Raw genomic sequence first — 26,644 nt, forward strand, 5'->3', positions numbered from 1 at the left:
CTTATGCGATTGGGAATGGAAAAGCCGTCACTTGATCAATGTGGTCACAGCCGAGCGCTAGCATGATCAAACGATCGATGCCTAACGCAACACCCGCACAATCTGGTAACCCTGCCTCCAATGCGGAGATCAAATGATAGTCGATTGGCTGCGGTTTTAAACCCATGTCGAGACGCTTCGCGTTATCTTGCTCAAAACGCGCCAGTTGCTCTTTCGGGTTATCGAGCTCATGGAACCCATTTGCCAGCTCAATTCCCTTAAAATACACCTCAAAGCGATCCGCAACACGATGGTCTTGAGGATTGATTTTCGCAAGCGCCGCCTGTGATGCCGGGAAGTCGAACACAAAAGCAGGCACATCCTGGCCAATTTTGTGTTCGACTCCCACGCTAAATAGCAATTGCAGTAACGTATCGCGATCTTCTTCAGGCTCTGCAATGTCACTCAAACCCAGCTTGCTTGCCGCCGCTTTCAGCTCCGTCATCGAGCCTTCTAGTGGGCACACTCCCAACACATCAATGAAAGCTTGTTGATACGTCATGCGCTGCGCTGCGCCACACTTCAATACCAGTTGCAACAGATCATCCATTTCATCCATCAATTTATGATGGTCAAAGCCAACGCGATACCACTCCAACATCGTGAATTCTGGATTGTGGTAACGACCATTTTCTTCGTTACGAAATGCTTTGTTGATTTGATAAATACAACCGCTGCCCGCAGCCAGCAGGCGCTTCATGTGGAATTCAGGGCTGGTCATAAAGAACAGCTTGCTACCATCGGCGTAACCCGGGCCAACAAACTCGGTTTGGAAAGTATGCAAATGAATGTCGGTCACGGTTGCGTGACTCATGGCTGGCGTGTCGACTTCCATCACCTGTCGATCAGCGAAGAATTGGCGAATCGACGCGATTAACGTCGCACGTTGACGAAGTTGGTCAATGGAAGCAGTAGGTTGCCAGTTGGTTTGCATAACAAGTCTCTCAAACTTTAATTCAGCGAGGAAAGTCTCATTCTACATGCTTTTTACTCTTCAAGAAGAGAGGAATATCCCTTCTTATTTTTACTAACGTGCTCGCCTATTTGAGGCAAGCATTACTCGTGCCGCAGCACAAAAAACACTCAGTTAAAATCCTATTATCCATGCGGTTAATGTCACGCAACACAGGTTTAACATCCCTAATGTTAATGCTTGAGGGCCAAAACCTCGATGCCGTGATAGCAGTCACATAACCTATAAATTCTATGCCCTTAAGTGCATTACCGAAGCAAAAACCCAATTACATCAATTTTTCTGCCATGTGGCTCATCTACACTACCCCTACTACTTTTGGGGAGTTCTTTTTAAAGAGCGCCTCGTAATGACAATAACAAGCGGATTTCCGCAATCACACACTGGAGGATAACTGTGCAAATTATCACCACAGATATCGCAGTCATCGGCGCAGGCGGCGCTGGTCTTCGTACTGCTATTGCAGCGGCTGAAGCAAACCCAGACTTAGAAGTCGCTCTGATTTCTAAAGTTTATCCAATGCGCTCCCACACGGTCGCTGCAGAGGGTGGCTCAGCAGCAGTTATCAAGGATGAAGATAGCTTAGACAACCACTTCAACGACACTGTTGGCGGTGGTGACTGGCTATGTGAACAGGACGTTGTTGAATACTTTGTAGAGAACGCGACTCGCGAAATGATCCAAATGGAGCAATGGGGTTGCCCATGGAGTCGTAAAGAGAACGGTGAAGTCAACGTACGCCGCTTTGGTGGTATGAAGGTTGAACGTACTTGGTTCGCTGCAGATAAAACTGGCTTCCACATGCTTCATACGCTATTCCAGACATCCATGAAGTACAGCAACATCAAACGCTTTGATGAGTACTTTGTGGTGGATCTGCTTGTTGATGAAGGCGAAGTTCAAGGTCTGATTGCTATTCACATGTCTGAAGGCGAGCTTGTTACTATCAAAGCAAAATCTGTTGTTCTAGCAACAGGTGGCGCGGGCCGTGTTTACCACTGTAACACCAACGGCGGTATCGTAACGGGCGATGGCATGGCAATGGCTTACCGTCACGGCGTTCCTCTACGTGATATGGAATTCGTTCAATACCACCCAACCGGTCTTCCTGGCACAGGTATCCTGATGACGGAAGGTTGTCGTGGTGAAGGCGGTATCATCGTTAACAAGAACGGTTACCGTTACCTACAAGATTACGGCATGGGCCCTGAAACTCCAGTTGGCCAACCGAAGAACAAATACATGGAACTGGGTCCTCGTGACAAGGTTTCTCAAGCTTTCTGGCACGAACAACAGAAAGGCAACACCATCAAACACCCACTGGGTGACGTGGTGCACCTAGACCTTCGCCACCTTGGTGAAGAGTACCTACAAGAGCGTCTACCGTTCATCTGTGAGCTAGCAAAAGCTTACGTAAACGTAGACCCTGCAAAAGAGCCAATTCCAATTCGTCCAACGGTTCACTACACCATGGGTGGTATCGAGACAAACGGCGGCTGTGAAACTCGCATTAAAGGCCTATTCGCGGTTGGTGAATGTGCGTCTGTTGGTCTTCACGGTGCAAACCGTCTAGGTTCTAACTCACTGGCTGAGTTTGTGGTATTTGGTCGCGTAGCGGGTGAAAACGCAGTGAAACGCGCTGAAGAATTCAAAGGTTGGAACGAGTCTGCAATCGATGCTCAAGTGAAAGCAGTTGAAGAGCGCATCGCCAAACTGATGAACCAAGAAGGTGATGAGAACTGGGCAAACATCCGCACGGAAATGGGTCATACCATGGAAGCGGGTTGTGGTATCTACCGTCAAGAAGATTTGATGCAAGAAACCATTAACAAGATCACCGAACTAAAAGAACGCTACAAACGCATCAGCATTAAAGACAAAGGCAAAGTGTTTAACACTGATCTTCTGTACGCAATTGAAGTGGGTTACGGCCTAGAAGTCGCAGAAGCGATGGTTCACTCTGCGATTCTACGTAAAGAATCTCGCGGTGCGCACCAACGTCTGGACGACGGTTGTACAGAACGTGACGACGTGAACTTCCTAAAACACTCACTTGCTTTCTACAAACCAGATTCAGCGCCAAGTATCGATTACAGCAATGTGACTATCACTAAGTCACAACCAAAAGCTCGTCTATACGGTGAAGCAGCAGAAAAAGCCGCAGCTGAAGAGAAGAACGCAGAGGAGCAAGCATAATGTCAGCAAATCGCATTCAAAAAGTAGACATTCTGCGTTATGACCCAGAAAAAGATGCAGAACCATACAAGCAAACATTCGAAGTGCCATTCGATGAAACCATGTCTGTGCTTGACGCACTGGGCTACATTAAAGATCACCTAGACAAAGATCTATCTTACCGTTGGTCTTGCCGTATGGCGATCTGTGGTTCTTGCGGCATCATGGTGAACAACGTACCGAAGCTTGCTTGTAAGAGCTTCCTACGTGATTACCCAGACGGTGTGACTATCGAGCCTCTAGCGAACTTCCCAATCGAGAAAGACTTGATTGTTGATATGACGCCGTTCATCGAACGTCTTGAAGCGATCAAACCATACATCATTGGTAACGACCGTAAACCAGAAGACGGTACGAACTTGCAAACGCCAGAGCAAATGGCGAAATACAAGCAGTTCGCTGGTTGTATCAACTGCGGTCTGTGCTACGCGGCGTGTCCTCAGTTTGGTCTGAACCCTGAGTTCATCGGTCCTGCGGCACTAACGCTAGCGCACCGCTACAACCTAGACAGTCGTGACAACGGTAAAGATGAGCGCATGAAGCTTATCAACGGTGAAAACGGTGCTTGGGGTTGTACATTTGTCGGTTACTGTTCTGAAGTTTGTCCTAAGAACGTTGACCCAGCAGCGGCAGTAAACCAAGGCAAAGTGGAGTCTTCTATGGACTTCGTGATTGCTATGTTGAAACCTGATGGTTCACCAAAGAAAGTGGAGGCATAAGGATGAGCAATCGTAAACCTTACGTTCGTGAAGTTAAACGCACTTGGTGGAAGAACCATCCTTTCTACCGCTTCTACATGCTACGTGAAGCGACTGTGCTGCCTTTGATCCTATTCACTCTGTTCCTAACTTTCGGTTTAGGTTGCTTGGTGAAAGGCCCTGATGCATGGCAAGGTTGGTTGGATTTTATGGCAAACCCAATCGTAGTCGCAATCAACATCGTTGCACTACTAGGTAGCCTATTCCACGCTCAAACTTTCTTCAGCATGATGCCGCAAGTAATGCCAATTCGTTTGAAAGGCAAACTGGTGGACAAGAAAATCATCGTATTGACTCAGTGGGCCGCGGTTGCGTTCATCTCACTGATCGTTCTCATCGTGGTGTAAGGAGCTGAGCATGAAACCGAATTATAGTGTAAACACATCACCAAAACGTTCTGATGAGCCAATCTGGTGGGGTCTATTTGGTGCTGGCGGTACTTGGTTCGCGATGATCACGCCAATCACGGTATTGGTGCTGGGCATCTTGGTCCCACTAGGCGTGATTGATGCAGAAGCGATGAGCTACGAGCGTGTCTCCGAATTCGCAACCAGTATCATCGGTGCGCTATTCATCATTGGCACCCTAGCTCTACCAATGTGGCATGCGATGCACCGTGTACACCACGGCATGCACGACCTTAAATTCCACACTGGTGTGATAGGTAAAATTGCATGCTATGCATTTGCAGGCCTCATTACTGCACTAGCCGTTATCTTTATCTTCATGATTTAAGATACTGACTAAAAAAGAAAAAGCTGGCTCTATGCCAGCTTTTTTTATTGCTTTGGGTTACCCATGATCTTTTTGCTTTTTAAGCTTTTGACCACCCATGATCTTATTGCTGTATGACCTTCTTCGTTTGGTCCATAAGACCCAGGGCGCCAAAGCCAGTAATCACATCTAGGTTTGTTTTCAAGCCCGTTTCTTCGCTACCACCAATGTAGTTTTGTGGCATCTGAACTTGGAAGTTTTGCAAGTTGTTGTACAACGAGTTCGCTACGTCTCGATTCAACTCTGCCAAATAAACTTCACGGTTTGCCCCTAACGCCGAGTACTTCGCTTTTAGGACCTCAGATTCTGCACGACCTTTCGCTAATATCGCTTTCGCTTCAAACTCAGCAGAAAGTGCGTTCGCCTTTTGAATGGCTAAGTTAGCCTCTGCGATAGCTAGCTCTTTCTCCTTCTCGACTTCAGCAAGTCGTTTGGTTTTTTCCACTTCAACGATTTCACGCTCTGCAATCTGACGTGCAACTTCCACTTCTTTTTGCTGAGCAATAATAGCGAGTTCTTTACCACGCTGAGCGTCTTGCACTTCACGTGTTCGTTGAATCTCTTTGCGTAACTGCTCGGTCTCAGCCTGTGCTTTCGACGTTTCTTGTTCCTGAATCGCGCGAATACGATCCGCCACTAAACGCTTTTTATCCGCCAATAGCTGATCCAATTGCTTTTCTGGCTGTGGATCACCAATGGTCACCTGCGTCACTTGAATGCCGTATTGTTGTAACGGGTTGTCTTGACGAATTGGTTGCCCGGTTTTATCTACAACTGGCACCGTTTTCCAAACCAGTTGATTGGTGCGCTGTAGTTGGTTCGCATTGGCCTGATTCGCCCCAACAGGCGCAAGATCCAACTCTTCCACTTCAACCTGACGTCGCTCTGTTAGATAAATCCCCTCTCGCAACTGATCGCCAAGTTTCGATTTGAACTGGTTCAAACCACCTTGGAAAAACTCTTCACCCGTGTATTGGGTAGCAGTAATCACCGTCACGTTACGTGCGTTCTTTACAAGCAACGCATCAATCAAGTTACTATTGTTGCGGAACTCTTTGTGCATCTTCTTCACCGCTTCAGGGTCATTACTGAGCTTGAAGCGGAATGTTACGGGGATCTGACCAATGTAGGTGTCGGCAAATCGAACCTGAATCGCATCAAGACGTTGATAAAAATCTTCGCCCTTGCTGTTACCGAATGACACAGTGATCACTTGGTCATACTTGGTGATTTTGGACAGAAATGGCATACGAAAATGAATGCCAGGTTCAGTAAACACATCCAACTCACCAGTGATATTGTTCTGATGCACGTAGCTGTAACCTGCATCGGTCATCAGCACAGAGCTATTAATCGTTAAGCCTATTGCCAACAGCGGTACGCCAAACACCGCAGCTTTCAATCCTTTGTGTAGTAACTGACGTCTTTCTTCCACCTTTAAACCCCTTCCTAAGCCTCTGCTTTCCATTTTGTTCTCCTTTTTGGATTGTTACTGAGTTAAATCGATAAAAATCAGATTGCTATGCAACTCAACAACAAGAACTAATGTATCAAAATGTTACATTAAGGAATAATCGACAGATTCATGAAATAAATAAGATTTTTACGAATAATACAAAATCATCGAAAATTTGCGGAGGATATCGATTTTCTATGCAGGGACATTCAAGAGAGAATTACAGGCAATAAAAAAGGCCGCCGAAGCGACCTTTCAAACAATCAATCTAAAGTGCTTACTTCACACGGCCTACGTATTCGGCCGTACGAGTATCAACGCGAATCACTTCACCAATTGAGATGAACAGAGGAACACGAACAACAGCGCCAGTTGATAGCGTAGCTGGTTTACCGCCAGTACCTTGAGTATCACCTTTCAGGCCTGGATCTGTGTCTACCACTTCTAGCTCAACGAAGTTTGGTGGAGTAACAGTAATTGGGTTACCGTTCCAAAGTGTGATCATACAAGTGTTGTTTTCTACCAACCACTTAGCGTTGTCACCTACCGCTTTTGCGTCTGCTGCGATCTGTTCAAACGTTTCACTGTTCATAAAGTGGTAGAATTCGCCGTCTGAATATAGATAATCTAGGTCGATATCCATTACGTCTGCCACTTCACAAGTGTCACCAGACTTGAATGTTTTCTCTAGCACTTTACCAGAAAGAAGTTTACGAATTTTAACGCGGTTGAACGCTTGGCCTTTACCTGGTTTAACGTATTCGTTTTCCAGAATTACACAAGGCTCGTTATCAAGCATTAACTTAAGACCGCCTTTAAATTCATTGGTGCTAACTGTAGCCATTTTTTCCTCTTACATTCTTAGAGCTAAATTCAATGCCGCACATAATAACCCGAAAAGTCGAATCTGTTGAGCAAAACTGGCTCAAACAGTTGGCGAATGGGATCTCTGATCCTGCAAAATTGCTCGAAATACTGGAAATTGATCCTTCACCGTGGCAAGACGGGTTTGCCGCGCGCAAGCTGTTTGCACAGCGTGTACCGCAAAGTTTTGTCGATAGGATGGAGAAAGGCAACCCTAAAGACCCTCTTTTACGTCAGGTTTTACCATTAAGTGACGAATTTGAAGTACATCCGGGCTATTCCAACGATCCGTTAGAAGAGCAGGACAATGAAGTCCCTGGCCTGCTACACAAGTATCGCAACCGCGCCCTGATGATTGTCAAAGGTGGCTGCGCGGTAAATTGCCGTTACTGTTTTCGTCGTCACTTCCCTTATCAAGAGAACAAAAGCGGCAAGCAGGCATGGACCAAGTGCTTAGAGTACATGGCGCAGCAACCAGAGTTGAACGAAGTCATCTTCTCAGGTGGTGACCCATTAATGGCAAAAGACGATGAGATTCATTGGCTTTTAGAGCACATTGCTCACATACCTCACATCAAACGTCTGCGTATTCATAGCCGTTTACCTGTGGTGATTCCCGCTCGAGTCACTGATGAACTATGCCAACTGCTGCAAGCATCAAGGTTACAAATCATCCTTGTGACTCACATCAACCATGCCAACGAAATCAATGACGAATTTGCTGAACAGATGTTCAAGCTCAAAAGAGCGGGCGTTACGCTTCTAAACCAAGGCGTTCTGCTGAAAGGCGTGAATGATTCGGTAGAAGCTCAAGTGGCGTTAAGTGAAGCCTTATTTGACGCGGGTATCTTGCCTTATTACCTCCACGTTCTTGATAAGGTGCAAGGCGCGGCGCACTACTTTATTTCGGACGAAGAAGCAAAAGCCATTATGCGCGGACTCATCACGCGTGTATCGGGTTACCTGGTACCAAAACTGACACGAGAAATTGGTGGCAGGCCAAGTAAAACTCCACTAGATTTGCATTTAGAATAGGTCCTGACGCTCAATTAAATTTGTCGTCACGACCGTTCCTTTTTGTTCGCTTTGCACGGTAAGTCTATGCATACTCCGCTCTTTTGGAGGTCAAGATGCATACAGCACTCGAACAAATTTTCGATCTTGGCCCATTCAGCTGGCCTGCCCTACTATGCTGTGCCATTAATGGGCTAATGATCGGTATCGAACGCCAAACTCGTGGTAAACCTGTTGGTATTCGCACGGCAATTCTTATTATTTCAGGCACTTACCTGTTTATGTCGATGGCAGTATCGTTATCGCCAAATACGCTCGATCAAGCACGCGTGCTTGGTCAGATTATTACTGGTGTCGGCTTCTTGGGCGCAGGCGTGATGATGACACTCGATGGAAAAATCCACGGCGTAACATCCGCAGCGGTTATTTGGGTACTGGCAGGATTAGGGTTGATGATCGGTTTGGGTTATTTAACGCAGTCGGTGGTCATTACCCTACTGGCTTTAACGGTGTTGCTGGGCGTGGATAAAGCAGAAAACCACATCAAAGCATTGCGCCGAGGGGTTCACCAAAGAATTCAACAACGCAAAACCTCATCCCGCTTAATTAAATAGTTAACGCGCCGATAACTCGCTTCACCCCATCAGTAATTAAAAAGCCCTCGACGAATATCGAGGGCTTTCTGTATCTAAAGACTCTGACTTGCTCAGGGATTATTTAGCGAAGTTGATGAGTGGGAAACACTTGAAGAAACCGTTATCCGCACAGTTCAAAAGACCAATTTGTACGCCATCAATTTGATCGGTCATGTTGAAGAAACCAAACTGGAAGTTAGACTTTTTAGAGATACTCGCTAAGCCCACATCCGCCATGGTGTAGCCTTCAGAATAGTTCACCGCGCTCCAGTTCAAGCCTTTTACGTTGTTCGTAATGTTGACAGCACCCAAGTTAACACCCGTCGTCTGACCTTGGTTCCAGTTAACTAAGCCTAAAGACGCACCTTTCATTTCTTGGTTTACCTTTGCTGCACCAAAAAACAGACCGAAGTTCACACCTGTCGTACGATCCGTTTCTGACATACCAAGCAGTGAAAAGTCGACACCTTTAACCTCATTCACCTGTCCATGCAACACGGCTAAACGAACACCACCAACTGACGAGTTAGAAGGTGCGTTTGTGTTGTCGATAGTAGAGAACATCACAGGTGTACTGTCAGCAAGAGCAACTGGTGATGCGATAGCGGCTGCAACCGCCAATGACGTCATAAGCTTTTTCATTTTCATCTCCATGATGGGAAGCAACAATTTACAACATAGTGTAATGTTCAGATTTTGCGCTATCCACGTTCAAAAAGTGTTAGCGGTAGGTCAGATTTAACCATCTGACTCAAAAGAAAAAATTTTATCGCTTCTATTTTCATGTTTTTCCACTGACATTTCTTGAACTCGCATCTCACAATCGAAGCCACATCAGAATGTTATATTTCTCGGATAACGCGCATAAAAAAGTCGAGGCAAATGCCTCGACTTTTAAAGGTTTGGTCGGTTATCTTTCCGCTATAAGGATTCCCTTAGAGCAAAGAGATAAGCTGGCTTACATCATGCCACCCATACCGCCCATGCCACCCATGCCGCCCATGTCAGGCATCGCTGGTGCGTCTTTTTGCGGTAGGTCAGTAACCATTGCTTCAGTCGTGATCATCAGACCCGCAACCGATGCTGCGAACTGTAGCGCAGAACGAGTTACTTTCGTTGGGTCTAGGATACCCATTTCTAGCATGTCGCCGTATTCGCCTGTTGCCGCGTTGTAACCGTAAGAGCCTTCACCCGCTTTCACGTTGTTCGCAACCACTGAGTCTTCCTCACCTGCGTTCTTCGTGATTTGACGGATTGGCGCTTCCATTGCACGTAGTGCAACGCGGATACCAACGTTTTGCTCTTCGTTGTCACCCGTTAGGTGAGCAATCTTAGATGCCGCGCGGATAAGTGCAACACCACCACCAGCAACAACACCTTCTTCAACCGCTGCACGAGTTGCGGCTAGCGCATCTTCTACACGGTCTTTCTTCTCTTTCATTTCAACTTCAGTTGCTGCACCAACTTTGATTACTGCAACACCGCCAGCCAGTTTCGCTACGCGCTCTTGTAGTTTCTCTTTGTCGTAGTCTGAAGTTGCGTCTTCGATTTGTTGACGAATTTGAGCTACGCGGCCAGAGATCATCTCTTCTTCACCGATACCATCGATGATAGTCGTGTTTTCTTTCGTGATAGAAACACGCTTCGCTTGACCTAGATCTTCTAGTGCTACTTTTTCAAGCTCTAGACCGATTTCTTCAGAAATCACAGTACCGCCAGTTAGGATAGCGATGTCTTGTAGCATTGCTTTACGACGGTCACCGAAGCCAGGTGCTTTCACTGCTGCAACTTTCACGATGCCACGCATGTTGTTGACAACCAATGTTGCTAGCGCTTCGCCTTCTACATCTTCTGCGATGATAAGCAGTGGACGAGACGCTTTCGCTACAGCTTCTAGCGTTGGAAGAAGTTCACGAATGTTTGAGATCTTCTTATCAACTAGCAGGATGAATGGGTTTTCTAGATCAACACTGCCTGACTCTTGGTTGTTGATGAAGTAAGGAGATAGGTAACCGCGGTCGAACTGCATACCTTCTACTACGTCTAGCTCATCTTGTAGCGCCTGACCTTCTTCAACAGTGATAACGCCATCACGACCCACACGCTCCATTGCTTCAGCAATGATGTTACCTACGCTTGCGTCTGAGTTTGCAGAGATAGTACCAACCTGTGCGATCGCTTTCGTGTCGTTACATTCAACAGAAAGCTCTTTTAGTTGCTCTACTGCTGCAGCTACTGCTTTGTCGATACCACGCTTAAGGTCCATTGGGTTCATACCCGCTGCGACTGCTTTTAGACCTTCGTTTACGATAGATTGTGCTAGTACTGTTGCTGTTGTTGTACCGTCACCTGCCGCGTCGTTTGCTTTAGACGCAACTTCTTTAACCATTTGTGCGCCCATGTTCTGGAATTTATCTTCCAGTTCAATTTCACGCGCTACTGATACACCATCTTTCGTGATAGTCGGTGCACCAAAAGATTTGTCTAGAACGACATTACGTCCTTTAGGACCCAGTGTTACTTTTACTGCGTCAGCCAGAACGTTTACACCTTCTAGCATTTTAACTCGTGCGTCATTACCAAATTTAACGTCTTTAGCAGCCATCTTTGATTTCCTTTCTAAAATTCTTTGTGTGTAATTTCGTAATTGAATCTGAGTAAAAAATTACTCAATGATTGCTATTATTCAACGATCGCCATGATGTCGTTTTCAGACATGACAAGCACTTCTTTACCGTCGATTTTTTCAGTTTTTGTACCGTAACCTTCAGCGAAGATAACAGTATCACCAACTTTAACGTCCAGCGGCAGTACTGTGCCGTTTTCTAGGATGCGGCCTTTACCCACAGCTAGAACAACACCGCGAGTTGATTTTTCTGCAGCAGAACCAGTCAGAACGATGCCACCAGCAGACTTAGATTCAACTTCTTTACGTTCAACGATAACTCGGTCATGTAATGGACGAATGTTCATCGGTCGTCTCTCCTGAAAATTTCCATGTTTATTTGATAATTGTCCTTAGGGACTGTAGCCCCAGACACGTGATCCCTATATAAGGGGTCGAAGCAGCGATCCCAAGGGGGTGGCACAAAAATTTTGTGACTTAGTTAAAATAACGAACAACTAAGCAACGGTTTGCGTTCGAAATGCTCACTCGCCCAGCATCTCGCTTTCTTGTATCCTTGCAGTTTGCTCACCACATAGTTGTCATACATGCAGGAAAATAACAAGCTGGAACCCCAAGCGACCGATAAGCATGGTTTGTTGACCGCACCCATTCCTGAAACGCTGCGGAAAATGACCGTCCCCATGACCATGGGTATGATCGCGATTTTGATGTTTAACTTGGTGGACACGTTTTTTATCTCGTTGCTTGGTACTCAAGCGCTAGCGGCGATCAGCTATACTTTCCCTGTAACCTTTGCGGTTAACTGCATCACGATGGGGATAGGGATGGGTCTATCGACCAATATTGGTCGCTTACTTGGACAAGGTCACGCCCCACAAGCCGCTCGGTTTACCACTCACGGTTTGTTATTAGCGGTGTTACTCGTGGCTATCGCCTCTTCGATTGGCTTTGCCACCATTGCACCACTGTTCCGCTTTCTTGGTGCAGCCGACGACCTAATTCCACTCATCGAAGAGTACATGCAGGTGTGGTATCTCACCATTCCATTGTTGGTGATCCCAATGGCGGGCAATAGCGCGATACGAGCATCTGGGGATACAAAAACACCCGCCAAAATCATGATGTTGGCAGGCTTGATTAACGGCATGCTCGATCCACTACTGATCTTCGGACTTGGCCCATTCCCCGAGCTTGGCATCCAAGGGGCGGCAATAGCCAGTGCTTTTAGCTGGTTAGGTGCGCTATGTGGCTCATTCTATGTGCTAGTTAAACGCGAAAAGTTGCTCGCTCAACCCCAATGGTCCTTACTGAAACAAGATTGGCAGCAAACGTTAAAAATCGGCACTCCTGCCGCACTGTCGAACGCGATGAATCCATTGTCGGGCGCAATTTTGATGATGCTTTTATCCAGCCACGGTACGGCAGCAGTTGCGGCTTACGGTGCGGCGCAGCGTATTGAGTCTATTTTGATCCTAGTCTTGATGTCTCTGACCTCAGCACTCACGCCATTCATGGCACAAAACTTAGGGGCGAAAAACCCTCAACGCGCCTTTTCCGGCTTATTTATCAGCATGCGTTTTGCGGTGGTGTTCCAAGGGTTTATCTTCTTGATGATGGTGCCATTGAGTATTCCTCTAGCGGCATTGTTCTCGCAGGAAGAAGCAGTTAAAAATCTGCTGTGGCATTACCTGCTTGTGGTGCCGTTCAGTTATGGTTTTCAAGGCATTGTGATGATGTTAATCAGTGGGTTGAATGCGATGCACAAACCATTACGAGCATTCCAATGGAGCTTTATGCGTTTGTTTGTGTTTACCCTGCCATCGGCATGGATCGGAAGCCAAATTTACAGTATTGAAGGCTTGTTTATAGGTATCGCAGTGGGGAATACGTTAGGTGGCCTACTTGGCTATATGTTTGCACTGCGCGAACGTAAATTGACGCTCATTGAACAGAGCAGCGCTTCGTAAGATTTTGTCCGATGCGTCAGCTTCCTTTTGCTAATACTCAAATACAAAAAAACCGCGGAAAGCCGCGGTTTTTCTTTATCTATTTCAAACTTGCTTAGAACAGTTCTTCAGCAACTTTGTATAGATCGTTGCGTACTGGACGCTTCATGTTTTCGATCGCGTCGATGATGTCGTGGTGAACAAGTTGCTCTTTCACGATACCTACACAGCGACCACCATGACCTTCGATCAATAGGTGAACAGCGTAGTTACCCATGCGAGATGCTAGAACGCGGTCAAATGCCGTTGGACGACCACCACGTTGGATGTGACCAAGTACTGTTGCACGAGTTTCACGACCTGTAGCCGCTTCGATGTCACGAGCCAGTTCATTGGCATCCATCATTAGCTCAGTCAACGCGATGATTGCGTGTTTCTTACCTTTTGCAATGCCGTCTTGGATGTTGCTGATCAGCTTGTCTTTGTCTAGGCCAGTTTCTGGAGTGATGATGTACTCACAACCACCCGCGATTGCAGACATCAGAGTTAGGTCACCACAGTGACGACCCATGATTTCTACAATTGAAATACGTTGGTGAGATGAAGAAGTATCACGTAGACGGTCGATTGCATCGATAACTGTGTTTAGTGCACTTAGGTAGCCCACTGTGTAGTCAGTACCAGCGATATCGTTGTCGATTGTGCCTGGAAGACCGATACATGGGTAACCCATTTCAGTCAGTTTCTTCGCACCCATGTACGAACCGTCACCACCGATCACTACTAGCGCATCGATACCATGTTTTTTCAGGTTCTCAATCGCTTTTTCACGCACTTCCACTTCTTTGAATTCAGGGAAACGTGCAGAACCTAGGAACGTACCACCTTTGTTGATCACATCTGAAACGCTAGAACGATCTAGCTTCTCGATGCGGCCTTCGTATAGGCCTAGGTAGCCGTCGTACACACCGAATACTTCCAATCCCTCGGATAGTGCTGTACGTACTACGCCGCGTATCGCCGCGTTCATACCAGGTGCGTCACCGCCACTTGTTAAAACACCGATCTTCTTAATCATGCTCACCCTCGATCTTTGGCAATCAATTATTTAATTTTCTTTTAGGCCCCTTGTTACCAAGCAACCTGCATAATCCAGAACTGTGCGTTATGTTACATTTCCTCTACAGGATTACCAATGAAAACGCACTTTTTTATGTAACTTTTCTACTTATGTAAGAGTATTACAGTTTCTCTATGAAACTTTGTTGATTCACATCAGGATCACGAATCTTAATAAGTATTGATGGAAAGATAGTCAATAAGTGCCTGTTTGTCGTCAGGCACTTATGGATTTTTCGAGCCCTACCAATCTTGCGCTTTTTGCTCTTTCTCTGGCCCAAAAACGACAGACAATGGATCTTGATGGATCAAAACATCCGCATCAGGAAACAAAGCTAAAAGGTTTTCCTCAACTTTATCGGCAATATAGTGCGCTTCGATTAAACGTAAGTTATCGTCTAGCTCCAAGTGCAACTGAATAAAGCGTGTCGGCCCTGACATACGGGTGCGCAGTTGATGAACCCCAAGAACCCCTTTCACATTCAAACATTCATTACGGATTTGCTCCAATTCGGAATCCGGTAGCTTTCGGTCTAATAACGTCTGAATCGCTTCGCTGACCATTTTGAAGGCGCTGTAAAGAATGAAGACACCAATGCCAATCGCAAACACCGCATCCGCTTGCGTCACGCCAAAGTAGCTGAGTCCCAGAGCCACCATGATCGCAGCGTTCATATACAAATCAGTCTGATAATGCAGAGAATCCGCCGCGATTGCTTGGCTCCCTGTCACGCGTACCACATGTTTTTGGAACATCACCAAGCCAAGTGTGACCACAATCGCAAACAGCGATACATAAACACCGAGCTCCGGCGCATGCAGTGCGTGTGGACGGAAAAATCGGTCAATCCCGTTCAGGATCAAAAATACCGCCGACCCCGAAATAAACATCGCCTGAGCCAAGGCCGCTAGAGACTCAGCTTTACCATGCCCAAACGTATGTTCGCGGTCTGCTGGTTGTAAGGCATAACGGACAACAACGAGATTTACCACCGACGCGGCGATATCCAACATTGAGTCGATCAGTGATGCCAATAAGCTAACTGAGCCGGTTACCCACCACGTGATGACTTTTACAATCAAGAGAAGAGTCGCCACAATAGTTGCAGTCCAAGCTGCGGTCGTCACTAAACGTGCATATTGCTGTTTCATAATCAAAGAGTTAACTCAAACCATACGTTGAGTATATTGAATGCCCATGAAATAACCAGATCAAAAAGAGGCAACCAATGGCTGCCTCTTTATATAACATCAATTCATGACTTAATTATTGCGGTATTTTTCCATGCGCTTATGCATTCTATCGCCGCACTCTTGCATGCGTTCATTTTGCAACTTCACAAACTCTGCTTTTTGTTCTGGCGTTAATACGCTCAGCATTTGGTGCTTTCTTTCTAGCATTTGCACACGGTGCTCAGTTTGGCGTTCAACCATTTCTTTTGCTAATGCGGTCGCTTGCGCTTCATCAAAACTATCCGCTAGTAAGAGTGACTGCATTTTTGCGTGGTGTGCTTGTCGCTCAGCCATACGGGCTTCGCGATTTTCAGAATATTTGCCTTTCATCTGTGCGCGGTTTGCTTCACGGAAAGACTTAAGCTGATCTTTTTGAGCATCCGTCAAATTCAAATCACGCATAATGCCACGGTCCATTCCCATGCCACATTCATCACGCGGGCCTTGATGATGGTTTTTACCACCGTAAGCGAATGCGCTTGCTGCGCCGAGAGTAAGAGGTAGAACAACAGCAGCTAACACAAGTTTTTTTGCAGATTTCATAATTTGATTCCTTACACAGGTGAGTGATTCTTCTGAGCTGTTCTCACAGCGCTTGAGTATAGAATACGACCCACTAGGTAAAGCGACGTATAGGGAGCGTAAAGAATCGTAAAGAGTGATTTTTACCCTCTTCGCAGCACATCATTCCAATGTAATATTAAGCTATCGGTAACTTACTATAGGTGCCCCCATGGCAAACATTCTTTTAATTGATGACGATATCGAGCTAACCAGCTTATTAAAAGAAGTACTCAGTTTCGAAGGATTTGACGTCAGCGAAGCAAATGATGGCGAAGCAGGCTTAGCTGCGGTCAATGATAAGATTGATTTGATTTTGTTGGATGTCATGATGCCGAAGCTAAATGGCATGGAAACCCTTAAACGCTTGCGTGAAAACTGGGAAACTCCCGTCTTGATGCTGACCGCTAAAGGGGAAGAAATTGACCGCGTGATCGGTTTAGAGCTAGGCGCGGATGATTATTTACCGAAACCTTTTAGTGACCGTGAACTGTTAGCACGTATCCGTGCGATCTTACGCCGTACGAGCAGCACACAGAAAAACACCAAAAACAGCGATTGCATCGAGTATCAAGAGCTCCGTCTCTACCCAGGTAAACAAGAAGCATACTGCGATCAACAGTTGCTCGATCTCACAGCAACCGAGTTTGCTCTGTTGACCCACTTTGTGCAAAACCCAGGACAAGTGCTAACTAAAGAAACATTGAGCTTAGATGTGCTTGGTAAACGACTCGCCGCTTTTGATCGCGCGATCGATATGCATGTTTCGAACTTACGTAAAAAATTACCAGATCAGAGCAATGGCAAGCCGCGAATCAAAACCCTGCGTGGTCGTGGCTACATGCTGCTTGAGGAGGATTAATGCGCCTATCACGCATCAAACTGCCAAACATCAATAGCTTGTATGGACGCATCTTTGCCATTTTTTGGTTCACTATGTTATTGGTGCTGATAGCTGTGCTATCACTGCCACATTTGGACCCTCGCAAAGCTCGCGACATTCCAGAAGAGCACTATAAACGTATGGTAGAAACGCGTGACGCAATCCAACAAAAATACAGTCAGCAAACTGATTTAGGTCGAATACTATTTCGTATCGAGGGTAACCGTCACGGTAAGCATGACCCTCGTCCGCGCGTATTTTTTTCTGACTACAGCGGTAATGTTCTTACGACAGAAAAACGCAGTAACTTCCAATTGCGTGCCATGCAAAACTTTGTCACCAGTATCGAAGATTACAACCAGCCAAAGCAGAAACTGTATGGTCGATACATGATTGCAGGTCCAATCCCAATTACTTTGGCTGGCTCCGATATCTTGATGTATGTGGGCTTCAAGTGGAATGAGCCACCACCACTACTCTTGCGTCTGTTTGATCACCCATTCCAGCTATTGCTCGCAGTCATGTTGGTTAGTACACCATTGTTGTTATGGCTTGCATGGGCACTAAGTCAGCCAGCGCGCCGTCTTGAAGCGGCCGCTCAACGTGTCGCGAAAGGCGAATTTGTCACAGACCCAAATTTAGAAAAAGGCACGGCAGAGTTTCGTCAAGCTGGCAGCAGCTTCAACCAGATGGTCGAGGCGGTCAATCAGATGATTTCAGGACAACAACGCCTGCTATCCGATATCTCTCACGAGTTGCGCTCACCTTTAACTCGCCTACGCATGGCGAGCGCATTAGCGACGCGTAAGCAGGGCGAAAGCCCAGAACTGACTCGTATCGATACCGAAGCGCAGCGCCTGGAACAGATGATCAGCGAATTGCTTGAACTGTCTCGCATGCAGGCGAACAGCCATATGACTCGCGAAACGCAGCCACTGGAAAGTTTGTGGGAAGAGATCATTAAAGATGCGCAGTTTGAAGCTGAGCAAATGGGCAAGCACCTACACTATTCTGAACTGCCAAAACGAAGTATCTCCGGCAATCCTAAATTGCTGATGAGTGCGGTGGAAAACATCGTTCGTAACGCCATTTATTACGGGAAAGATGAGGTGAAAATCGACATCAAGGCCGATGATGATACGCTGCATATCACGGTTGATGACAATGGCGAGGGCGTTCCAGAAGAAGAATTAGCCGCGATTTTTCGCCCGTTTTATCGCGTTTCGACTGCCCGCGATCGCCACTCAGGCGGCACGGGTCTCGGCCTAACCATTACCGAAAGTGCCATCCGCCAGCACAGTGGAACGATCGTCGCCAGTCGAAGTCCGTTAGGCGGATTGCGCATGAGTATCACCTTACCTATCAATCGTTAACTTCAAGCCGATGAGCTAACAGTAAGCCACACCCTATTTCTAGAGTGAGAGATTCACGGCTTCATCTTCACTTTAGAAATTGGATGGGAACGCCTTCGAATACCCTTACAAAGATCAAAGTTGATAATAATTATCGTTAGCATTAAAGTAAATTTTCCAATTAAGGAGGATTTACTATGTCACATACATTTCCCGCTCTGCCTTACCCGTACGATTCACTAGAGCCGTACATCGACGCGAAAACCATGGAAGTGCACTACAGCAAACATCACAAGACTTATTTCGATAAGTTCGTAAGTGCCGTTGAAGGGAGCGAGCTCGAAACTCAGTCGCTAGACGAGATCTTTGACAATATCTCTAAGCTCAGCCCTGCAGTGCGTAATAATGGCGGCGGCTACTACAACCACATCATTTATTGGAATTGCATGTCTCCAAACGGTGGCGGTGAGCCTCAAGGCGCACTTGCTCAGGCAATTAACGACAAATTTGGTAGCTTTGCGCAATTTAAAGAAGCGTTTGCCCAAGCCGCGATTAATACCTTTGGGTCTGGCTTTGCATGGCTGATCGTAAAAGATGGTGAGATTCACATTACGTCCACCAGCAATCAAGATAACCCTCTGATGGACGTAGTGGATGTACGCGGTGAACCAATCCTCGCATTAGACGTGTGGGAGCATGCGTATTACATCAGCTACCAAAACCGTCGCCCAGAATACATTGATGCATGGTGGAACGTCGTTAATTGGCGAGCGGTTGAAGAAAATTACGCTCACGCTCTATTATAAAGAGCATCGATACTTACGGTATTAGCGTCTGCGCTAATGACTGCTTTCATACCCAGGTCAATCTTGCTGAATCTCGCATATCTTGCTGACTTGGGTATATACTGCCCCTCTATTTGACCAACTCTATTTCAATACCATGTTTGATATCGCTTTATACGAACCAGAAATCGCGCCGAACACCGGCAACATCATTCGACTTTGTGCCAACTGCGGTGCAAACCTTCACTTAATTGAACCTCTGGGTTTCGATCTTGAAGAGAAGAAAGTCCGCCGCGCTGGTTTGGATTACCATGATTTAGCTCGCGTAACGCGTCATAAGAACTATCAAGCATTCTTAGAATATTTAGAGAAAGAGAAACAAGGTAACTACCGATTGTTTGCCTGCACCACCAAAACCACAGGTCACCACGTTGATGCACAATACCAAGCAGGTGACGTATTGATGTTTGGTCCAGAAACTCGTGGCTTGCCTGCTGAAATCATCGATAGCTTGCCAATGGAGCAGCGTATCCGCATTCCAATGATGCCAGATGCGCGTAGCCTAAACCTTTCGAACGCCGTTGCGATCATCGCTTTTGAAGCATGGCGTCAAATGGGATTTGAAGGCGCGTTGTAAGCCCCACGAATTCCAAACACAAAAAAGGGCGCTCGTGCGCCCTTTTGTTTTCTTTACTCTCTGACTCAATCAGTTGAGCTTGTTGCGATCATCATCGTCTTTACGCTCGTATTCTCCTTCAAAGGTATTGCCATCTTCTGACTGGGAATTAAATGGGTCACGGCGAAACGGGTCTTGCTCAAATGGCCCTTGGTTAGAGAAACCACCTTGGAAGCCACCACCATGCATGGTTTTCACCACCATTTTACTCATCAAGTATTTGGCAATCGCGGCGCGTGGCGCAGGAAGCAACACCAGCATACCAAGAGCATCGGTCATAAAGCCCGGTGTTAACAGCAGCACGCCAGCCACCGCTAGCATTACGCCTTCAAAAATTTGCTGGGCTGGAATTTCACCTTGTTCCAGACGCCCCTGCACAGACATCAGAGTTTGGATGCCTTGGCTGCGCACCAACGATGCACCGACAAATGCCGTGATTAATACTAATGCGATAGTCGGCCACAAACCTAAAAAGCCGCCCACCTGAATAAATAAGCCGATTTCAATGATCGGGACAAAAATAAACGCCAATAATAAGATAGGAAACACACGCCCTCCTTTGTTTAATTCAGTGTAATGGTAAAAGCGGACTAAGCTCAAACGAATCGTTGTAAAAAAGCGTGTTCATACTGGTCTCTTCCTACTCAGAAAAAGCGGTAGTGGAGTGTTTCATTCAATTGCATACCGATTTTTTCGTGCTTTTAAAGTGCTAATTTCGAACTCTAAAAACCCATGTTTGTCGAGGAAAATCGAGTACCCATAAAGGGTTATTAATAACCCGTTCATACTTTGCAAATTATTGACTCATGAAAAACGAAAAAGGTGATCTAGTTACTATTTTTATGCGCTAGGTGCAGTATCATGTGCCACATAAGTCAGGACGGATTTTCCAGCCAAAAATTCTGATGAATGGATTCTAGATTGCAGAAATGGCTAATAAATAACTTTATTATCAGAATTATCATCTAAGGATCCTGCTATGGCTACCCTATCTGATGCTCCAAAAACAGCAAACCCAGCCACTCGTATTGAAGAAGATCTATTAGGTCAACGTCATGTCCCTGCAGATGCGTACTACGGTATTCATACGCTACGTGCGATCGAGAACTTCAACATCTCTAATATGACCATCTCTGACGTACCAGAATTTGTACGCGGCATGGTAATGACCAAAAAAGCAGCGGCGTTGGCAAACAAAGAACTTGGTGCGATTCCAAAAGACGTTGCAAACTACATCATCGAAGCGTGTGATTTGATCCTAGAAACTGGCAAGTGCATGGATCAGTTCCCATCAGACGTATTCCAAGGTGGTGCGGGCACTTCAGTGAACATGAACACGAACGAAGTGATCGCAAACGTTGCGCTTGAGCTAATGGGTAAAGAGAAAGGTCAATACGAATTTGTTAACCCAAATGACCACGTAAACAAGAGCCAATCAACCAACTGTGCGTACCCAACGGGTTTCCGTATCGCGGTTTACAACAGCGTACACAAACTAATGGAAGCAATTGAGTACCTAAAAGGCGCATTCGAACTTAAAGCAATTGAGTTTAAAGATGTACTGAAAATGGGTCGTACTCAGCTACAAGACGCGGTACCGATGACTGTAGGTCAAGAGTTCCACGCTTGGGCAGTAACACTAAACGAAGAGATTCGTGCTCTAGATTACACCTCTAAACTACTCCTAGAAATCAACCTAGGCGCAACCGCAATCGGTACAGGTCTAAATACACCGACTGGCTACCAAGCTCTTGCAGTAAAACACCTAGCGGAAGTAACAGGTCTTGACGTTGTAGCGGCAGAAGACCTTATCGAAGCGACTTCTGACTGTGGCGCATACGTAATGACGCACAGTGCACTAAAACGTCTAGCGGTGAAACTATCGAAGATCTGTAACGACCTTCGTCTACTTTCTTCTGGCCCACGCGCTGGTCTAAATGAATTGAACCTACCTGAAATGCAAGCAGGTTCTTCAATCATGCCAGCAAAAGTAAACCCAGTTATCCCAGAAGTAGTAAACCAAGTTTGCTTCAAAGTTCTAGGTAACGACAACACGGTTTCTTTCGCAGCAGAAGGCGGTCAGCTACAGCTAAACGTAATGGAACCAGTTATCGCACAAAGCATGTTTGAGTCTATCTCTCTACTACACAATGCGTGTGTGAACCTACGTGATAAATGTATCGACGGCATCACAGTCAATAAAGAGACTTGTGAAAACTACGTTTACAACTCAATCGGTATCGTCACTTACCTAAACCCATACATCGGCCACCACGAAGGTGACATCGTAGGTAAGATTTGTGCGGAAACCGGTAAGAGTGTTCGCGAAGTTGTGCTAGAGCGCGGTCTGCTAACCGCAGAAGAGCTTGATGAAATCTTGTCAGTAGAAAACTTCATGCATCCAACTTACAAAGCGAAACGCTACGAGTAATAACTAATTCGAAGGGGGCCACTCAGGCCCCTTTTTTAGGCTCTCATACGGTTAACCACATTTTTTATATGCTTTTATTGCCATTAGGCCACTGGGTTCTAATTCTCTGAGCATTTACTCCTGTTCCTGAGTGTTCAAAAAATCAGAATCAAATAAAAACTAAAGAGGTATCAATATGGTCATGGTCGAACTCTTCGTGGTTCTGCTCTTCATCTATTTGGGGGCTAGAATCGGCGGTATCGGCATTGGTTTTGCCGGTGGTGCTGGGGTCATTGCGTTGTCTTTGATCTTGGGCGTACCAACAAGCCAAGCTTACATTCCCGTTGACGTAATTTTAATCATCATGTCGGTCATCACGGCCATCGCAGCAATGCAAGTGGCTGGTGGTTTAGACTGGATGGTGCAAGTTGCTGAAAACTTTTTGCGCAAGCATCCTGAGCGCATCACCTTTTATGCGCCAATCGTAACTTACCTAATGACATTAATGGCGGGTACTGGCCACACGGCATTCTCTACTTTGCCAGTGATTGCAGAAGTCGCGAAAGGTCAAGGTGTGCGCCCTTCTCGTCCTCTGTCTATTGCGGTTGTCGCATCGCAAATCGCGATCACTGCCTCGCCAATCTCAGCGGCTGTTGTAGCGTTTGCGGCAATGCTGCACCCATTTGGCGTTGACTACCTAACACTACTAGCAATCTGTATCCCAACGACGTTCATCGCGTGCATGATCGGTGCGTTCGTGGCGAACTTCATGGGCTGTGAGCTAAAAGACGATGCTGAATACCAAGAGCGTCTAGAAAAAGGCTTAATCAAGCTAAATACAGAAGCAAAACGCGAAATCCTACCAACAGCGAAGAAAGCGACGTTCATCTTCCTAGGCGCAATCGCATTCGTAGTGTGTTACGCAGCAGCAATTTCTGGCTCTGTTGGCCTTATCGAGAACCCTGCTCTAGGTCGTAACGAAGCTATCATGACGGTAATGCTAGCAGCCGCGGCAGCTATCGTAATGAGCTGTAAAATCGACGCTGGCAAAATTCCAGCCGCAGCAACATTCCGCTCTGGTATGACAGCGTGTGTGTGTGTTCTTGGTGTGGCATGGTTAGGTTCAACGTTCGTTAACGCGCACGTTGACGGCATCAAAGAAGTCGCTGGAGCACTACTAGCAGACTACCCATGGATGCTAGCGCTTGTTCTATTCTTCGCGTCTATGCTGCTTTACTCGCAAGGTGCAACCACGGTTGCGCTGATGCCAGCAGCACTTGCTATCGGTGTGGCACCACTAACCGCCGTTGCATCTTTCGCAGCAGTAAGTGCGCTATTCGTACTGCCAACTTACCCAACGCTTCTAGCAGCGGTTGAGATGGACGACACGGGTTCAACGCGTATCGGTAAGTACGTATTCAACCACCCATTCTTTGTACCTGGTGTGGTAACCATTGCTTCTGCGGTAGCACTTGGCTTCGCATTCGGTGGTCTACTGATCTAGTGGAAACAGAGTCTTACTCGGGGAGCTTCGGCTCCCTTTTTTATTGCCTGTCGTCTTGAATTATGCTCAATAAATCTTCATTTTCATGAAACTTATTGACTCGCCTCCGGGTCTGATTGAGTTACACTAACGGCAATTATCTAAGATGAATTGACTCTTTTATGCGCGCATTACTTTCCGTTTTACTCTTAGGGCTTATTACCTTTTCCACTCCGTCTTTGGCCTTGTTTGGCAAAGACCAGTTTACCAATAGCCAGAACAACAGTTTTGGTAGCAGCAGCGACAGCTTTGTTCCGGTCGATCAGGCATTTCCGTTTAATTTCTACCAGCAAGACGACAAATTGATGCTCGATTGGCAGGTACGCGATGGTTATTACCTGTATCAAGAGCGTTTATCTGTGTCTGGTGAGAACATCTCACTGGGCGAACTGCAAATGGAAAACGGCACGCCACATAAAGATGAATTCTTTGGTGATGTGCATATCTATACCACACCACTATTTGTCAATATCCCACTGAGTAATTGGCAAGAGGGCGCACGTGTCATTGTGCAATATCAAGGCTGTGCGAAAGCGGGCTTCTGCTACCCACCAGAAACACGTGAGATTCCAATCAGCGCGTTTTCTTCATCCAATTCCGACACCGTAGCACCGACTGCCAAGGCACCGACGACAGAACAAGCACAGCCAGCAACAAAACCAACCTCCACTTCAGTACCAGTCAGTGAGCAAGATAGCTTAGCCGCGAATCTAGCCGACAAGTGGTGGACGCCGTTGTTGTTTTTGGCACTTGGTGTGGGTCTAGCATTTACCCCTTGTGTGCTGCCGATGTATCCCATTCTCACCAGCATCGTGCTTGGCAGTGGCAAACTGAGCCAACGTCGTGCGCTTGGTTTGTCCTTTGTTTACGTACAAGGCATGGCGCTAACTTACACGCTGCTCGGCCTTGTAGTGGCGTCTGCGGGTATGCAGTTCCAAGCGGCGATGCAACACCCTTATGTGCTGATTGGTTTGAGTGTACTGTTCATTGCATTAGCTCTGTCGATGTTTGGTCTGTACTCATTGCAGTTACCAAGCAGCGTGCAAACGTGGCTGAATAACTTAAGTAACAAGCAGCAAGGTGGTAGCAGTGCTGGCGTGTTTGCAATGGGGGCAATATCTGGCTTGGTTTGTTCTCCGTGTACTACCGCCCCACTCTCTGGTGCGCTGCTTTACGTCGCACAAAGTGGCGACTTACTCACTGGTGGGGTCGCCCTTTACGCGCTGGCGATGGGCATGGGGATTCCGTTGATCCTTGTGGCGGTATTTGGCAACAAGTTGCTACCAAAAGCCGGCGGTTGGATGGACCGCGTGAAAACGCTGTTCGGCTTTATTCTGCTTGCTGCGCCTATCTTCTTATTGGAACGCATCATGCCAGAAATGTGGTCAACAATTCTGTGGTCAACACTGGGCCTCGCTGCCTTTGGTTGGCTGTATCATGTGAAAAACAGCTTGGAGTTTGGTGGCTGGAAACAAAGCGCCGTTGGCATCATCGCCGTATTGGGTTTGCTCGCGTCAGCACAGCCAGTATTAAATTACTGGTTTGGTAATAACGCAACGCAAGCTCAACAAACTTCCGCAAGCTTTACACGCATTGCCAATGTTGCAGAGTTGGAAGAGCAACTAGCGCTAGCCAAAGCAGCTGGCAAACCTGTGATGCTCGACTTCTACGCCGATTGGTGTGTGGCGTGTAAAGAGTTTGAGAAGTACACCTTCCATGATCCAAGCGTCGAAGCCAAGCTAAAAGACTTTGTTCTTCTGCAAGCTGATGTAACCAAGAACCAAGTGCAAGATATTGAGTTACTCAAACACATGAACGTACTTGGCTTGCCAACCATCGAGTTCTGGGATGCGAATGGCGAACACATTTCAAACGCGCGTTTAACCGGCTTTATGCAAGCCGAGCCTTTCTTAGAGCACATCCAACAATTCTGATCATCAGATATTCAAACGCCAGTGATGACCACTGGCGTTTTTTATTACCCAGATTTGAATGAGAAAATTGCGCTTATATGCAATTTTCCTAATAAAAGTCGATTTGGTTCAGACTTTTAGCGAATAAATATTGTCCACTATCTCAAAGCTGGACAATAATAAATTTAACGAAATAGTCAAAAGTGTTTAACGTCATGGATTCGACCTACACCATCATCATTGCAGATGATCACCCACTCTTCCGTAATGCCTTGTTTCAATCTATCCACATGGCAATCAGTGGGGCAAATTTGCTTGAAGCGGACTCACTCGACGCACTACTGGCTTTGTTAGAGCGAGAAGAAGAGCCAGATTTGGTGCTATTGGATCTCAAAATGCCAGGAGCAAATGGTATGTCTGGCTTGATTCACTTGCGAGCAGAACACCCAGACTTACCAATCGTCGTCGTCTCGGCTAGTGAAGAGCCAGCGATCGTGACACAAGTGAAAAGCCATGGTGCGTTTGGTTTTATTCCTAAATCGAGCGACATGCGCGAATTGGTGAATGCGCTCAATCAAGTGCTCAATGGCGACCCGTATTTTCCTGAAGGGCTGATCACCAATAACGCGGCATGTAATGACTTAGCGGAGAAGATTGCCGCGCTAACGCCACAGCAATATAAGGTGTTGGGGATGTTGTCTGATGGCTTACTGAACAAACAAATCGCCTACGAATTGAATGTTTCAGAAGCCACCATCAAAGCGCACATGACGGCGATTTTCCGCAAGCTCGGCGTAAAAAACCGCACACAAGCCGTCATCATGCTAACGGAGATGAACGACTAGG

Annotated in this window: 25 protein-coding genes; 15 read left to right on the forward strand and 10 right to left on the reverse strand. The window is 46.5% G+C overall.

Going from position 1 to position 26,644, the window contains the following annotated elements:
- Position 1: 1 nt before the first annotated feature.
- Positions 2 to 973 (reverse strand): elongation factor P--(R)-beta-lysine ligase, encoded by a 972-nt coding sequence (gene epmA / locus CBX98_RS20800; protein WP_109170181.1) that lies wholly within the window; start codon positions 971 to 973, stop codon positions 2 to 4.
- Positions 974 to 1,408: 435 nt separating this feature from the next.
- On the opposite strand from epmA, the gene frdA reads away from it, so the two are divergent.
- From frdA to frdD, 4 genes are read left to right on the forward strand one after another with little or no spacing between them, the layout of a single operon-like run.
- Entirely contained in the window at positions 1,409 to 3,208 is a 1,800-nt protein-coding gene (gene frdA / locus CBX98_RS20805; protein WP_047010259.1) for a fumarate reductase (quinol) flavoprotein subunit, read from the forward strand.
- Positions 3,208 to 3,966: a succinate dehydrogenase/fumarate reductase iron-sulfur subunit gene (locus CBX98_RS20810; protein WP_005381489.1), complete on the forward strand. Its 759-nt coding sequence runs from the start codon at positions 3,208 to 3,210 to the stop codon at positions 3,964 to 3,966. The genes frdA and CBX98_RS20810 overlap by 1 nt, the downstream gene beginning before the upstream one ends.
- Before the next feature lie 2 nt (positions 3,967 to 3,968).
- Entirely contained in the window at positions 3,969 to 4,352 is a 384-nt protein-coding gene (gene frdC, locus CBX98_RS20815) for a fumarate reductase subunit FrdC (RefSeq protein ID WP_109170182.1), read from the forward strand.
- Positions 4,353 to 4,362: 10 nt separating this feature from the next.
- A complete protein-coding gene (gene frdD / locus CBX98_RS20820; RefSeq protein ID WP_005395421.1) occupies positions 4,363 to 4,740 on the forward strand; it encodes a fumarate reductase subunit FrdD in 378 nt (125 codons plus the stop codon).
- A gap of 103 nt (positions 4,741 to 4,843) precedes the next feature.
- On the opposite strand, the gene CBX98_RS20825 is transcribed toward frdD, so the two are convergent.
- Complete coding sequence (locus CBX98_RS20825) at positions 4,844 to 6,247, reverse strand: SPFH domain-containing protein (RefSeq protein WP_005395423.1); 1,404 nt, start codon at positions 6,245 to 6,247, stop codon at positions 4,844 to 4,846.
- A gap of 265 nt (positions 6,248 to 6,512) precedes the next feature.
- Entirely contained in the window at positions 6,513 to 7,079 is a 567-nt protein-coding gene (gene efp / locus CBX98_RS20830) for an elongation factor P (protein ID WP_005395425.1), read from the reverse strand.
- A gap of 32 nt (positions 7,080 to 7,111) precedes the next feature.
- On the opposite strand from efp, the gene epmB reads away from it, so the two are divergent.
- On the forward strand, positions 7,112 to 8,134 hold the full coding sequence (gene epmB / locus CBX98_RS20835; RefSeq protein ID WP_005381502.1) for an EF-P beta-lysylation protein EpmB: 1,023 nt from the start codon (positions 7,112 to 7,114) through the stop codon (positions 8,132 to 8,134).
- A gap of 95 nt (positions 8,135 to 8,229) precedes the next feature.
- A complete protein-coding gene (locus CBX98_RS20840) occupies positions 8,230 to 8,727 on the forward strand; it encodes an MgtC/SapB family protein (RefSeq protein ID WP_005395427.1) in 498 nt (165 codons plus the stop codon).
- 99 nt (positions 8,728 to 8,826) lie between these two features.
- On the opposite strand, the gene CBX98_RS20845 is transcribed toward CBX98_RS20840, so the two are convergent.
- From CBX98_RS20845 to CBX98_RS20855, 3 genes are all read right to left on the reverse strand, one after another.
- Positions 8,827 to 9,390 carry a hypothetical protein gene (locus CBX98_RS20845; protein WP_005395435.1) on the reverse strand — a complete coding sequence of 188 codons (564 nt, stop codon included), beginning with the start codon at positions 9,388 to 9,390 and terminating at the stop codon, positions 8,827 to 8,829.
- A 316-nt stretch (positions 9,391 to 9,706) separates the two neighbouring features.
- Positions 9,707 to 11,353 carry a chaperonin GroEL gene (gene groL / locus CBX98_RS20850; RefSeq protein WP_005381509.1) on the reverse strand — a complete coding sequence of 549 codons (1,647 nt, stop codon included), beginning with the start codon at positions 11,351 to 11,353 and terminating at the stop codon, positions 9,707 to 9,709.
- A gap of 77 nt (positions 11,354 to 11,430) precedes the next feature.
- Complete coding sequence (locus CBX98_RS20855) at positions 11,431 to 11,721, reverse strand: co-chaperone GroES (RefSeq protein ID WP_005381516.1); 291 nt, start codon at positions 11,719 to 11,721, stop codon at positions 11,431 to 11,433.
- Positions 11,722 to 11,961: 240 nt separating this feature from the next.
- Between CBX98_RS20855 and CBX98_RS20860 the strand changes: the two genes are divergently transcribed.
- On the forward strand, positions 11,962 to 13,344 hold the full coding sequence (locus CBX98_RS20860; protein ID WP_104974720.1) for an MATE family efflux transporter: 1,383 nt from the start codon (positions 11,962 to 11,964) through the stop codon (positions 13,342 to 13,344).
- Between the two features lie 94 nt (positions 13,345 to 13,438).
- Here the strand turns inward: CBX98_RS20860 and pfkA are convergent, their stop codons facing one another.
- The 3 genes from pfkA to CBX98_RS20875 all read right to left on the reverse strand — a co-directional run bounded on the left by pfkA (position 13,439) and on the right by CBX98_RS20875 (position 16,218).
- Positions 13,439 to 14,401 carry a 6-phosphofructokinase gene (gene pfkA / locus CBX98_RS20865; RefSeq protein ID WP_005397529.1) on the reverse strand — a complete coding sequence of 321 codons (963 nt, stop codon included), beginning with the start codon at positions 14,399 to 14,401 and terminating at the stop codon, positions 13,439 to 13,441.
- Between the two features lie 284 nt (positions 14,402 to 14,685).
- On the reverse strand, positions 14,686 to 15,594 hold the full coding sequence (fieF, locus tag CBX98_RS20870; protein ID WP_005397530.1) for a CDF family cation-efflux transporter FieF: 909 nt from the start codon (positions 15,592 to 15,594) through the stop codon (positions 14,686 to 14,688).
- A 111-nt stretch (positions 15,595 to 15,705) separates the two neighbouring features.
- Entirely contained in the window at positions 15,706 to 16,218 is a 513-nt protein-coding gene (locus CBX98_RS20875; protein WP_005397532.1) for a CpxP family protein, read from the reverse strand.
- A 190-nt stretch (positions 16,219 to 16,408) separates the two neighbouring features.
- Here CBX98_RS20875 and CBX98_RS20880 point away from each other — a divergent pair, with 190 nt between their 5' ends.
- From CBX98_RS20880 to trmL, 4 genes are all read left to right on the forward strand, one after another.
- Positions 16,409 to 17,098 (forward strand): response regulator, encoded by a 690-nt coding sequence (locus CBX98_RS20880; RefSeq protein ID WP_005397534.1) that lies wholly within the window; start codon positions 16,409 to 16,411, stop codon positions 17,096 to 17,098.
- Positions 17,098 to 18,492, forward strand: a complete 1,395-nt coding sequence (cpxA, locus tag CBX98_RS20885) for an envelope stress sensor histidine kinase CpxA (protein WP_048626677.1) — start codon at positions 17,098 to 17,100, stop codon at positions 18,490 to 18,492. Before CBX98_RS20880 ends, cpxA begins: the two co-directional genes overlap by 1 nt.
- 176 nt (positions 18,493 to 18,668) lie before the next feature.
- Complete coding sequence (locus CBX98_RS20890; RefSeq protein ID WP_005397537.1) at positions 18,669 to 19,277, forward strand: superoxide dismutase; 609 nt, start codon at positions 18,669 to 18,671, stop codon at positions 19,275 to 19,277.
- A gap of 136 nt (positions 19,278 to 19,413) precedes the next feature.
- The gene (gene trmL, locus CBX98_RS20895; protein ID WP_005382381.1) at positions 19,414 to 19,893 is read left to right on the forward strand and encodes a tRNA (uridine(34)/cytosine(34)/5-carboxymethylaminomethyluridine(34)-2'-O)-methyltransferase TrmL; all 480 of its coding nucleotides are present in this window, start codon (positions 19,414 to 19,416) and stop codon (positions 19,891 to 19,893) included.
- A 69-nt stretch (positions 19,894 to 19,962) separates the two neighbouring features.
- Here the strand turns inward: trmL and CBX98_RS20900 are convergent, their stop codons facing one another.
- Positions 19,963 to 20,481, reverse strand: a complete 519-nt coding sequence (locus tag CBX98_RS20900) for an FxsA family protein (RefSeq protein WP_109170183.1) — start codon at positions 20,479 to 20,481, stop codon at positions 19,963 to 19,965.
- A gap of 430 nt (positions 20,482 to 20,911) precedes the next feature.
- Here CBX98_RS20900 and aspA point away from each other — a divergent pair, with 430 nt between their 5' ends.
- From aspA to CBX98_RS20920, 4 genes are all read left to right on the forward strand, one after another.
- A complete protein-coding gene (aspA, locus tag CBX98_RS20905; protein ID WP_005397540.1) occupies positions 20,912 to 22,363 on the forward strand; it encodes an aspartate ammonia-lyase in 1,452 nt (483 codons plus the stop codon).
- 175 nt (positions 22,364 to 22,538) lie between these two features.
- Positions 22,539 to 23,846: an anaerobic C4-dicarboxylate transporter gene (locus CBX98_RS20910; RefSeq protein WP_005382378.1), complete on the forward strand. Its 1,308-nt coding sequence runs from the start codon at positions 22,539 to 22,541 to the stop codon at positions 23,844 to 23,846.
- Positions 23,847 to 24,007: 161 nt separating this feature from the next.
- Complete coding sequence (locus CBX98_RS20915; RefSeq protein ID WP_109170184.1) at positions 24,008 to 25,819, forward strand: protein-disulfide reductase DsbD; 1,812 nt, start codon at positions 24,008 to 24,010, stop codon at positions 25,817 to 25,819.
- 194 nt (positions 25,820 to 26,013) lie between these two features.
- Complete coding sequence (locus CBX98_RS20920) at positions 26,014 to 26,643, forward strand: response regulator transcription factor (protein WP_005397542.1); 630 nt, start codon at positions 26,014 to 26,016, stop codon at positions 26,641 to 26,643.
- Position 26,644 lies beyond the last annotated feature (1 nt).

Source organism: Vibrio sp. T9, from assembly GCF_003123985.1.
Classification (GTDB): Bacteria; Pseudomonadota; Gammaproteobacteria; order Enterobacterales; family Vibrionaceae; genus Vibrio; species Vibrio diabolicus.

Coding starts and splice junctions, on each gene's coding strand:
- epmA (WP_109170181.1), bottom strand. CDS start 973: ATGCAAACCAACTGGCAACCTACTGCTTCCATTGACCAACTTCGTCAA.
- CBX98_RS20810 (WP_005381489.1), top strand. CDS start 3,208: ATGTCAGCAAATCGCATTCAAAAAGTAGACATTCTGCGTTATGACCCA.
- frdC (WP_109170182.1), top strand. CDS start 3,969: ATGAGCAATCGTAAACCTTACGTTCGTGAAGTTAAACGCACTTGGTGG.
- frdD (WP_005395421.1), top strand. CDS start 4,363: ATGAAACCGAATTATAGTGTAAACACATCACCAAAACGTTCTGATGAG.
- CBX98_RS20825 (WP_005395423.1), bottom strand. CDS start 6,247: ATGGAAAGCAGAGGCTTAGGAAGGGGTTTAAAGGTGGAAGAAAGACGT.
- efp (WP_005395425.1), bottom strand. CDS start 7,079: ATGGCTACAGTTAGCACCAATGAATTTAAAGGCGGTCTTAAGTTAATG.
- epmB (WP_005381502.1), top strand. CDS start 7,112: ATGCCGCACATAATAACCCGAAAAGTCGAATCTGTTGAGCAAAACTGG.
- CBX98_RS20840 (WP_005395427.1), top strand. CDS start 8,230: ATGCATACAGCACTCGAACAAATTTTCGATCTTGGCCCATTCAGCTGG.
- CBX98_RS20845 (WP_005395435.1), bottom strand. CDS start 9,390: ATGAAAAAGCTTATGACGTCATTGGCGGTTGCAGCCGCTATCGCATCA.
- groL (WP_005381509.1), bottom strand. CDS start 11,353: ATGGCTGCTAAAGACGTTAAATTTGGTAATGACGCACGAGTTAAAATG.
- CBX98_RS20855 (WP_005381516.1), bottom strand. CDS start 11,721: ATGAACATTCGTCCATTACATGACCGAGTTATCGTTGAACGTAAAGAA.
- CBX98_RS20860 (WP_104974720.1), top strand. CDS start 11,962: ATGCAGGAAAATAACAAGCTGGAACCCCAAGCGACCGATAAGCATGGT.
- pfkA (WP_005397529.1), bottom strand. CDS start 14,401: ATGATTAAGAAGATCGGTGTTTTAACAAGTGGCGGTGACGCACCTGGT.
- fieF (WP_005397530.1), bottom strand. CDS start 15,594: ATGAAACAGCAATATGCACGTTTAGTGACGACCGCAGCTTGGACTGCA.
- CBX98_RS20875 (WP_005397532.1), bottom strand. CDS start 16,218: ATGAAATCTGCAAAAAAACTTGTGTTAGCTGCTGTTGTTCTACCTCTT.
- CBX98_RS20880 (WP_005397534.1), top strand. CDS start 16,409: ATGGCAAACATTCTTTTAATTGATGACGATATCGAGCTAACCAGCTTA.
- cpxA (WP_048626677.1), top strand. CDS start 17,098: ATGCGCCTATCACGCATCAAACTGCCAAACATCAATAGCTTGTATGGA.
- CBX98_RS20890 (WP_005397537.1), top strand. CDS start 18,669: ATGTCACATACATTTCCCGCTCTGCCTTACCCGTACGATTCACTAGAG.
- trmL (WP_005382381.1), top strand. CDS start 19,414: ATGTTTGATATCGCTTTATACGAACCAGAAATCGCGCCGAACACCGGC.
- aspA (WP_005397540.1), top strand. CDS start 20,912: ATGGCTACCCTATCTGATGCTCCAAAAACAGCAAACCCAGCCACTCGT.
- CBX98_RS20910 (WP_005382378.1), top strand. CDS start 22,539: ATGGTCATGGTCGAACTCTTCGTGGTTCTGCTCTTCATCTATTTGGGG.
- CBX98_RS20915 (WP_109170184.1), top strand. CDS start 24,008: ATGCGCGCATTACTTTCCGTTTTACTCTTAGGGCTTATTACCTTTTCC.
- CBX98_RS20920 (WP_005397542.1), top strand. CDS start 26,014: ATGGATTCGACCTACACCATCATCATTGCAGATGATCACCCACTCTTC.